The 8,624-nt window shown below is 31.9% G+C and carries 7 protein-coding genes and 1 pseudogene; 4 read left to right on the top strand and 4 right to left on the bottom strand.

Annotated features, from left to right (window positions below):
- Positions 1–356 precede the first annotated feature (356 nt).
- Together D7Y06_RS22450 and D7Y06_RS22445 are read right to left on the bottom strand one after the other, a co-directional pair.
- The gene (locus tag D7Y06_RS22450; RefSeq protein ID WP_120409799.1) at positions 357–995 is read right to left on the bottom strand and encodes a type II toxin-antitoxin system PemK/MazF family toxin; all 639 of its coding nucleotides are present in this window, start codon (positions 993–995) and stop codon (positions 357–359) included.
- 50 nt (positions 996–1,045) lie between these two features.
- Positions 1,046–1,555, bottom strand: coding sequence for a helix-turn-helix domain-containing protein (locus D7Y06_RS22445; protein WP_120409798.1), 510 nt, complete (start codon positions 1,553–1,555; stop codon positions 1,046–1,048).
- Positions 1,556–1,662: 107 nt separating this feature from the next.
- On the opposite strand from D7Y06_RS22445, the gene D7Y06_RS22440 reads away from it, so the two are divergent.
- From D7Y06_RS22440 to D7Y06_RS22425, 4 genes are all read left to right on the top strand, one after another.
- Positions 1,663–1,860, top strand: coding sequence for a helix-turn-helix domain-containing protein (locus D7Y06_RS22440; RefSeq protein ID WP_120409797.1), 198 nt, complete (start codon positions 1,663–1,665; stop codon positions 1,858–1,860).
- Between the two features lie 14 nt (positions 1,861–1,874).
- Entirely contained in the window at positions 1,875–2,429 is a 555-nt protein-coding gene (locus D7Y06_RS22435) for an Arm DNA-binding domain-containing protein (protein ID WP_243119457.1), read from the top strand.
- A 167-nt stretch (positions 2,430–2,596) separates the two neighbouring features.
- Entirely contained in the window at positions 2,597–3,703 is a 1,107-nt protein-coding gene (locus D7Y06_RS22430; protein ID WP_120409796.1) for a hypothetical protein, read from the top strand.
- 286 nt (positions 3,704–3,989) lie between these two features.
- Positions 3,990–5,261, top strand: a complete 1,272-nt coding sequence (locus tag D7Y06_RS22425; protein ID WP_120409795.1) for a hydoxy methyltransferase — start codon at positions 3,990–3,992, stop codon at positions 5,259–5,261.
- On the opposite strand, the gene D7Y06_RS22420 is transcribed toward D7Y06_RS22425, so the two are convergent.
- Positions 5,258–7,570: an AAA family ATPase gene (locus D7Y06_RS22420; protein ID WP_120409794.1), complete on the bottom strand. Its 2,313-nt coding sequence runs from the start codon at positions 7,568–7,570 to the stop codon at positions 5,258–5,260. The genes D7Y06_RS22425 and D7Y06_RS22420 overlap by 4 nt on opposite strands.
- A 155-nt stretch (positions 7,571–7,725) precedes the next feature.
- Positions 7,726–8,508: pseudogene (locus D7Y06_RS22415) on the bottom strand (tyrosine-type recombinase/integrase); the annotation flags it as partial.
- Positions 8,509–8,624 lie beyond the last annotated feature (116 nt).

The following is an 8,624-nucleotide window of genomic DNA, read 5'->3' as shown; positions in this document are numbered from 1 at the left end:
TGGCATCTATCATCTATAATTATGGCAAATTTTGTGATGGTTTTAAATCCACCCTGAAACTAGGCGCTTACAAAGGAAAAGCCACTTGCCGGAATTTCTTTGAAAATGGCTTGTGGCTCTAAAATATATTAAAAATAGGGAGTCCGCTCGTGACTCCCTTTGCTTAATTACAATAAATTCTTTGGCACACGTCCAAAGAAGAATTGTAATAGTATTTTATGTTGAAGAAGAAAAATTATGTATAGATAAAATAAAGGGAACTCACCCGTAGTTCCCTTGTTTGAAATACTATATTAGTGTTCCACTCGTGAACATTTTTCTTGTACCCTTATACTAGCATGAAAATCTAAATTTGTCTACATTTCTTTTAGAGATTTTTCTAAAAAATGTGCTAAATCTTGAATATCTGAAAAATGATAGGTATCAAGCAATTCTTGGAATTTATCAAGTTGTTGTTGTTTTGAATCCAAATCAGCTTGTTGCAAGGTACGATTGCTTTTCAGCTTTTCAATATATTGTAGTTTGTCGTCATACATATTTTGCAATGTCTGATAATGGTGGTTTATACCAAGCGATAAAGAAATGGCTTTATCAACAGCTTTCATTTCATCAGCGGAAAGGTCGGTAATATAATCGCTAAGTCTTGCCTTGCTTACACAGGTAATATTTCCGAGAAGAACATTTCCATCAAGTATGAGTTTGCCGGAGGAATCTTTTTTCTCTGCAATCGGTACAACAATAGGAAGCGTAGAGGTGGTATGTGTTATAGGTGCAACCAGTGTATTAGGTGATGTTCTGTTAGCTGAATTATATTGGAGAACCACACAAGGTCGCTCTTTGCATTCCTCACTACCAATGCCAACACCTAAGTTGCAACGATATACTTGTCCTCTATATACGATACGATTTTTAGAAGAAGTCGCAATAGCGTTTAGGTATAGCTTGTTTTTGAGCCATTCAAGATATTGTTGGGTTTTCGTAAGGTCAATATTCATGCAAATCTCCTTTGTTTTTGTAAAAAGTAATTGGATTGAGTGTATATCAATCAGATGTATTCGTCAATCGGCACATTAAATAATTTCAAAGTATCTTCTAGCCACATATCATATTCTTCTTTATCCATTTTACCGGAAATTAATGCTTGATTTACTTTGTTCCAGTCGGGAATAAAGGTTGCAATTTGTGCATTGGGTATATCTAATGTCAAATGAGCAGTTAGTTGATTGTCTTCTTGTGAATAGGTAGTGTTTCCTTTTATTTGCAACCCCCTACGGTCTAAATCTATCAGAATAGAAAAAAAATCAGCAAAAGTATTTACAGTAGCAGATTTATTTGAAGTAATCTTTATTTCTAACAAATCATTTAAAGTAATTCCAAGTGTATCACAAAATTTTAATACTGTTTCAACTGGCGGTTCACTATATCCGTTTTCATAATTAGAATATGAGGAATTGGTCAAAGAAAGTCTTGAAGACATATCACGTTGGTTAATTCCTGCGTTAGTTCGGGCTTGTTTCATTCGTTTTCCAATCTCAAAATATTCGCCTAATCTCATTTCACAACCTCCTTTTAGAATAATGTAACATATGTAGATACAAAAATCAATGTATATATTACAAGAAAACTTGTAATAATACAAGAAATGAAAGAGAGGGAAATTTATTGAAAGAAAACCACATGATGACAGCGGAAGATGTAGCAAAGGAATTAGGAGTATCTAAAGGTCATGCTTACAAACTGATAAGGGAACTTAATGGAGAATTGAAAAAAGCTGGTTATCTTGTGATAGCCGGGAAAGTGCCAAAGGCATTTTGGGAAACAAAGTTTTATGGCTACAATCAGTCGAACCAAACTGCATGAAAGGGGGATAAGGAATGTCTGCTTCAAGAGATGAAAAAACTGGGAAATGGACTGCTCAATGCTATTACGAAAACTGGAAAGGGGAGAAGAAGCACAAAAAGAAGCGTGGTTTTGCCACGAAAAAAGAAGCGTTAGAGTGGGAAAGAGAATTTTTGAAAAGTACATCTGCCAATATGGATATGATGTTAGGCGCATTTGTTGATGTGTATTTCCGAGATAAGGCAGGAGAACTAAAGGAGCGCACGATAAAAAACAAGCGGTACATGATAGAAGCCCATGTATTATCGTATTTTGAGAATAAGCAAATGAACGAAATAAGCCCCTCTGATATTATTCAGTGGCAGAACGCTATCAGAGCAAAAGGGTATTCGCAGACTTATTTGCGTATGGTGCAAAATCAGATTACAGCATTGTTTACTCATGCAAGTAACATTTACAATCTCAACAATAACCCATGTAAAAAGGTTAAGAAAATGGGAAAGTCTGACGCTGACAAGCTGAACTTTTGGACGAAAGACGAATACGATTGTTTCATCAGGGCATTGACCGGGAAAGCAAATATTTTGTGATCTTTGAAATCCTTTTTTGGACGGGGTGCAGAGAGGGAGACAACATGGTACTTGTCAACTAAATGACATAATGATAAAATAGATATAAATTTTATTATTAAAATAGACAAAAAAAATTTAATCTTAAAAATAATGAATATTTATCAAGATAAATTTGGTGGTACAAAATGACAAAGGAATTTCAGGCGGGTTACTACAAAATTGAAGTAACAGATATTATAGAAAAAATGTATTGTAAATGCTTTGTTCCTATAAGGATTGACAGGTGGTTTGATAGAATCCAGATTCAATCTGAATATAATGCACTATTATTGCAGATTTATCGGAGAATAGGTCATATAGAGGGCATGGTCGCTTTACTAAATTGTGAAGAAATAGAAAATATTAATGGTCTGATTGACAGAATTAATTTTATGTACTGTCAGCCAGATGGGAAACCGGCATTAGATATTTTGAATTTTTTTAGCCAAATTCATGGAGATGAATTAATGATACAATCCTTAAAAGACCAAATAACATTATATTCAGACATAAATGTGTTGAGGTCTAGACATAGAAAAAAGTTCATTATTTTAAGAAATGTCATTTCTGCATTAAGGGAAGAATTTAATCCGGTTTCACCTGAAAGAATTGGAGAAAGCATAGATGATTTGCTTGATGTGACATTGAAATATGCAAAGTATTTTAAAAAGCAGAATGATGTGCTAAATCCAATTTTATTTAGCGGATTGCTTATGTATCAGTTATTGACATTAGCTCCATATGAACAAAATAATATTGTTTATTCATCTTATGCGATGGAAAAGTATATGCAAAAACTAAAAGTATTACCAGAAGTTTCATTTCCGTTTGCAAAGCTAATCCGTAATAACATAAATGAGTGTGAGGATCGTATGGCAGAGGTAAGATGGTCGTGCAATATAAATCCGTGGCTAACTTTTTATTTAAACATAATGGATAAGGCGTTGGAAACAGCATGTAGATTTATTCAGGAGAAACATAAGCATATGGAAACAAGTATAAATACAGTAAAAAGGGTTAAAAATATCTCTCCAAATATGAGAAACAAAATGTTAATGGAATTAGGGTTCATGCAACAGATGCCGTTTTTCCGGATAGAAGATGTAATGAATCACTGTGACATTACACACGGCACAGCAGTAAAAATGGTAAATACCTTTATTAAACTGAAAATTGTAAAGCAGGCAGATAATAAGCAGCGGTATCGGGTATATGAATATGTATCACTGACGGAATGTATTAAGAAAATATGAGAAATGAAAAAGTTTCATATATATGGTAGGGATTAATGAATGTAATAGCGGGATTAAAATAGAATGTGTTTGAAAGATATGATATTATAGACAAAAAATGGCAAAAGTCTAAAATTTATGATGAAAAATGAACGAGATTGTGGTAAAATGATAGATAATCAAGTGTTATCCGTCAGTTTGGCGAGATAGAAAGGGTATGGATAATTGATAGTTATCCGTTGATTATTGCTTAAAGGAAAAAACTATTCACTTTATTTATTGAATCCTTTAATTTGGAGGTATTTCTATGAAGCCAGAATACTTTGAAGATTTAATAAGTTTATGCAAAGATATTTCCGTACAGGAAAATAAATTATTACCATTGTGCGCTGCTGAAAATGTAATTTCTCCATTTAGCAAAATTCCTTTAGATACATTCCTGCAAGAAAAATATATTATGGGAGGCATAATAGAATATCAGGAACATAGTAACTTTGTTGGAAGTAAGAAATTATATGAAATATATGAGCTATTGAATCGCCAATGCAATAAACTTTATGGATGTAAATATGCGGATGCACGAACATTATCTGGAGTAAATGCAGTAATGACTTTACTTATGAGTTTGTTTTCTGCGGGCGACACACTTCTTATTTCCTCTGAAGAATGCGGAGGACATGGCTCTATGCCTAAAATTTGTCATAGATTGGGGATTAATACAATAGAAATGCCATACAATTATGATATATATGATTTTGATTATGAAGAAACAAACAAACTTTTAAAATCAAACAAAATTGATGGTATTTTAATATGTTTATCAGACATTATTATAATGCCACAGCTTAAGAATTTTGATTTACCAAAGGAATGTATTTTAATTTTTGATGCAACTCAAATATTAGGATTAATAGCAACAAAGACTATGGAAAATCCACTGGAATGGTTTACAAAAGAACAAAAGTTTATTTTAATGGGGGCTACCCATAAAACATTACCGGGTCCCACCTGCGGTTTGATAATGACAAACAACTTAAAACTTGCTCGTCAATTTGATACTTTGATAAATCCGGACTACTTAAGAAATAGTCAATTACACCATATTTTTAGCTTAATATTCACTTTAATGGAATTAGAAATATATGGTCAACAATATTGTTCCACAATAATAAATAATGCAAATATTCTTGCTAATGCACTTTTGAAATATAATTTTAATATCTTAAAAGTTCCGCCTAAATTTACATATACCCATCAGATTTTTATATCCATGCCCCAAAATGAGGCTGAAAGATTTTATAATAAATGTTTAGATTATGGAGTAAGCATAAATCTTAGAAATAAGCATTTATATAGAACATGTGGACTACGAATTGGAACACAAGAAATTTCTAGGTATGGATGGCAAGATACAGAAATGCTATTTATTGCTGAAATATTAAGAGATATCCGGGATAATAATGAATTCTCCCAAGATATCTCTAATAGAATAAATAGACTTTCGGCAGATAAAAAAATATGTTATACCATTGAAAATGATTGCTATCAAATTATATATACCCAATTACATCACAGTTAATTTGAGATTGCATTTCTCAGATTTACTTTTCGAGGATAAAAAAACAAATCTGAGTATTGCATTTTTCGCCAGTAGGATACTGTTTCTTTCGGGATACTCTCATTCTCAATAAGATATTTTACATACATGGCATAATTATAGTTAATATTTAAGCCAATATTATAAGTTCGTGAAATAATAGATTTCAAAATATCATTATCCGTTTTATAGCCATATTTGATACTTAAAAGCATAATTCCCAACTGTGAGGTACTTTGCAAATTGTAGTCATTTACTCGTTTTGCAAATTGAACTGCTTCTAGATAATAATTAATACTTTTTGTATAATTATTTGTATTATTATTCCATATTCTATATAGTTCACCTAATTCAAAGTAAATATCATACTTGATACGCAATTGGGTTACTTCTAACAGATGTATCGTTTCTTGTAATACTTGTTCTGCCATTTCAAAATTTTTACAAACCTTATATTCATAGATGGCTTTATGTCTAGCTACATAAGGTCTCCAAACCTCATTCCGTGAATCTTCAAATATAATTTGCTCTACTTTTCCAAATGATTCTTCATAGGAGTAGCTCGAATCACCCTGAAACATTTTAATAGATGCCGCAGAGTAAATGGAACGTATTCTTATCTTATTATCTTTAAAATTAGTGTCATTTGCTAGACTTGTAAATATAGTGTATGCTTGATCCAAATCTTCACCTAAATGTCGCAAGCAATGCGCATACAAATATTGACATTTTATCTTTTGTTCCTTAGATGTAGCTTTTTCAAATAATGCGTGAGAAAATGTGACAGCATTTTTCAAATAATTTGTGAGATGATCTAAATCAATCAGTAAATACTGATACTCAAAATCTATATCACAATTTATAGTCATAAGATTAAAGTAATTGTCATAATTATCAACAACTTCCCTCGCCTTATCATATAATCCTAATTCAAGAAGTGATTTTAGATAATAATATCTAACATAAGTCCAACACTCTTTGTTCTCCCTTAAATGTGGATTTATTTGACCGCTAAATTCTAATTCCCCAATATCAATTAGCAGATAAAAATTGTTATCTATATACTGTCTATGCAGGATCTCCTTTACCAAAGTATGATCATATTCAAAATTAGACTTTAATGCAGCTACTAAGGCTATGTAATCAGTATCGTATATACCTTTATAATATTGATAAATTTTATAGTAACTTTCATTTATATATTCAGATAAAAAATCCATACACTTTCGAGAAATAAGTTTATCGCTATATACTTTATCTTTATATAGGTTAATTAATGAATGTGTTACTAGGCGTTTAAGAATTGGTCGTGTTATACAATTATCTATACTACATACAACTCCGGTTTCAACTCCATCTTGTAACAACTGACTAAAACAAATTATTAGTGACAGAGAAGCTTTTTCTAGATTATTTAATGAATTAATCAATTCCTCAATATAATTTTCGAGATTATTATAATCGACAATTTTAATGCCTTTTGTATATGCTTCAACACTATAACGAGCGTATACTGGGTAGCCATTCGACAATTCCGAAATTTCACATCTTTCAGCTTGCTCAATTTTTATGTTATAGCTATGGGCAAGTAATTTTATTTCAGTTTCGCCGAATTTTCCTGGGTATATATGGAATGTATTATTGTTGCTATCCACAGCAATTACTACTTGATTATTTTTGTTACAGTTAATAAATGCTTTTGCAAATTCTATACATTCTATTAAATCAATTTCATAAATATTATCAATAAACAAAATGCTATTTTTTTTAAAAGTGGCATTGTTAAGACGTTTGCTTATGTCCGTTATAGATGTATTTGATTGCCCACAAAACTTATTTGAAAGTGCTTGCATTATAGTCTTAGTATGGTTGTTGTTGTAATAAAAAGCAGCATATGACTTCCATTTTTTTCTATCGGCATAATTGATTCGGTCACAAGACATTTTCATAAACAATGTTTTTCCCATACCAAAGTTACCACTGATGTATATTATTTTTTCTTGACCACTCTGTATTAAATTCATTAATTTTACATATTCGGCATCCCTATCTACAAAATGTTCATCATTCAAATATCGCTCAATCAAAACTTCCTTCTGAAGTTTACTAAATATAAACGACCAAAGTGTTATGCCTATTGTAAGTGGTATTCCCATCAATGTAGCAAACACACTAGCGATTCCTGAATTGTTTGTATAAAGAAAATATGCTGTACATCCCAAAAACAATACACATATTAGAGTAAGCATAGAAACAATACCAATTTGGAAAAACCATTTACTTCTCTTCACTGACAAATCCTTTCTTTGGAAAAATAATTTTAAATATCCAACGGATAACTATCAATTATCCATACCCTTTCTATCTCGCCAAACTGACGGATAACACTTGATTATCCGTTGCTTTTTAGTGGGCAATCCCAAATTAGCGGAATTGCCCATAACCTTTATAAATCAAAATCCTTTCGAGGGTGTTTTGTAGCAAGAATGTTTCGTTGCTTTGCAACTGTAACGTGTGTATATATTTCAGTAATGTTAATAGAACTGTGGCCTAACATCTCCTGAATATAACGAATATCAACATCTGCTTCCAAAAGGCTTGTTGCAAAAGTGTGGCGAAACATGTGCGGTGTGATATGTTGTTCAATAGATGCCAGAGAGGTATATTTGTTAATCATTCTTCGTATTGATTGGTCAGACAGTGCTTTTCCTGATTGGCTTACGAAAAAGTTAGAGCAGGATTGTCTTTCGGAACAAAAATTATCATTATATTCTGTTAGAATTTTGATTACAGATTCATTACCGATTTGAATTCGGCGTTCTTTGCTGCCTTTTCCATATATGAGTATAGTTCCGTCGTATAAATTTACATCATTTACTTTTAATGAGCAGAGTTCGGATATTCTCATCCCGGTTGAAAATAGCAATTCCGCAACAGCAATGTCTCTTAGGGCATTTCTTTTTTGATAAGGAGTTTTGGCATTTTTGCGTTGTTTGTATATTGCGTATAAAAATATTTCAACGGTATGCAGAGGGATGGTTTTGGGGAGTTTCACAGGCTCGCGAAAATGTATCAATATTTTACTGAATGGATTAGTATTAATGATTTCCTTGTAGTCCAAGTAGTGGAACAGTGCTTTTACTGATGCTATTTTGCGTTTTACAGTCTTGGGTTTATATTGTTCATGAAGTTGGGAAACATACTGTTCCAATATTTCGGAAGTAATTTCTGTAACTCAAACTTCGCACATAGATTTAGCCTATGCACCTTGAAAATTCAATACTGGCAGTTATTCAGTTATCTTAATTCCTATGCTATGCTGCTTGAAGCTGTGTCCTCAGTAAA

It is taken from the genome of Roseburia sp. 1XD42-69, from assembly GCF_003612565.1.
In the GTDB taxonomy this organism is placed as follows: Bacteria; Bacillota; Clostridia; order Lachnospirales; family Lachnospiraceae; genus Roseburia_B.
The sequence above is the reverse complement of the archived record's forward strand: the minus strand, read 5'-3'. Positions and strand labels throughout refer to the sequence as shown.

Bases quoted from the DNA above. Each gene is read 5' to 3' on its own strand.
- D7Y06_RS22450 (WP_120409799.1), bottom strand. From the start codon at position 995: ATGAATATTGACCTTACGAAAACCCAACAATATCTTGAATGGCTCAAA.
- D7Y06_RS22435 (WP_243119457.1), top strand. From the start codon at position 1,875: ATGTCTGCTTCAAGAGATGAAAAAACTGGGAAATGGACTGCTCAATGC.
- D7Y06_RS22445 (WP_120409798.1), bottom strand. From the start codon at position 1,555: ATGAGATTAGGCGAATATTTTGAGATTGGAAAACGAATGAAACAAGCC.
- D7Y06_RS22425 (WP_120409795.1), top strand. From the start codon at position 3,990: ATGAAGCCAGAATACTTTGAAGATTTAATAAGTTTATGCAAAGATATT.
- D7Y06_RS22430 (WP_120409796.1), top strand. From the start codon at position 2,597: ATGACAAAGGAATTTCAGGCGGGTTACTACAAAATTGAAGTAACAGAT.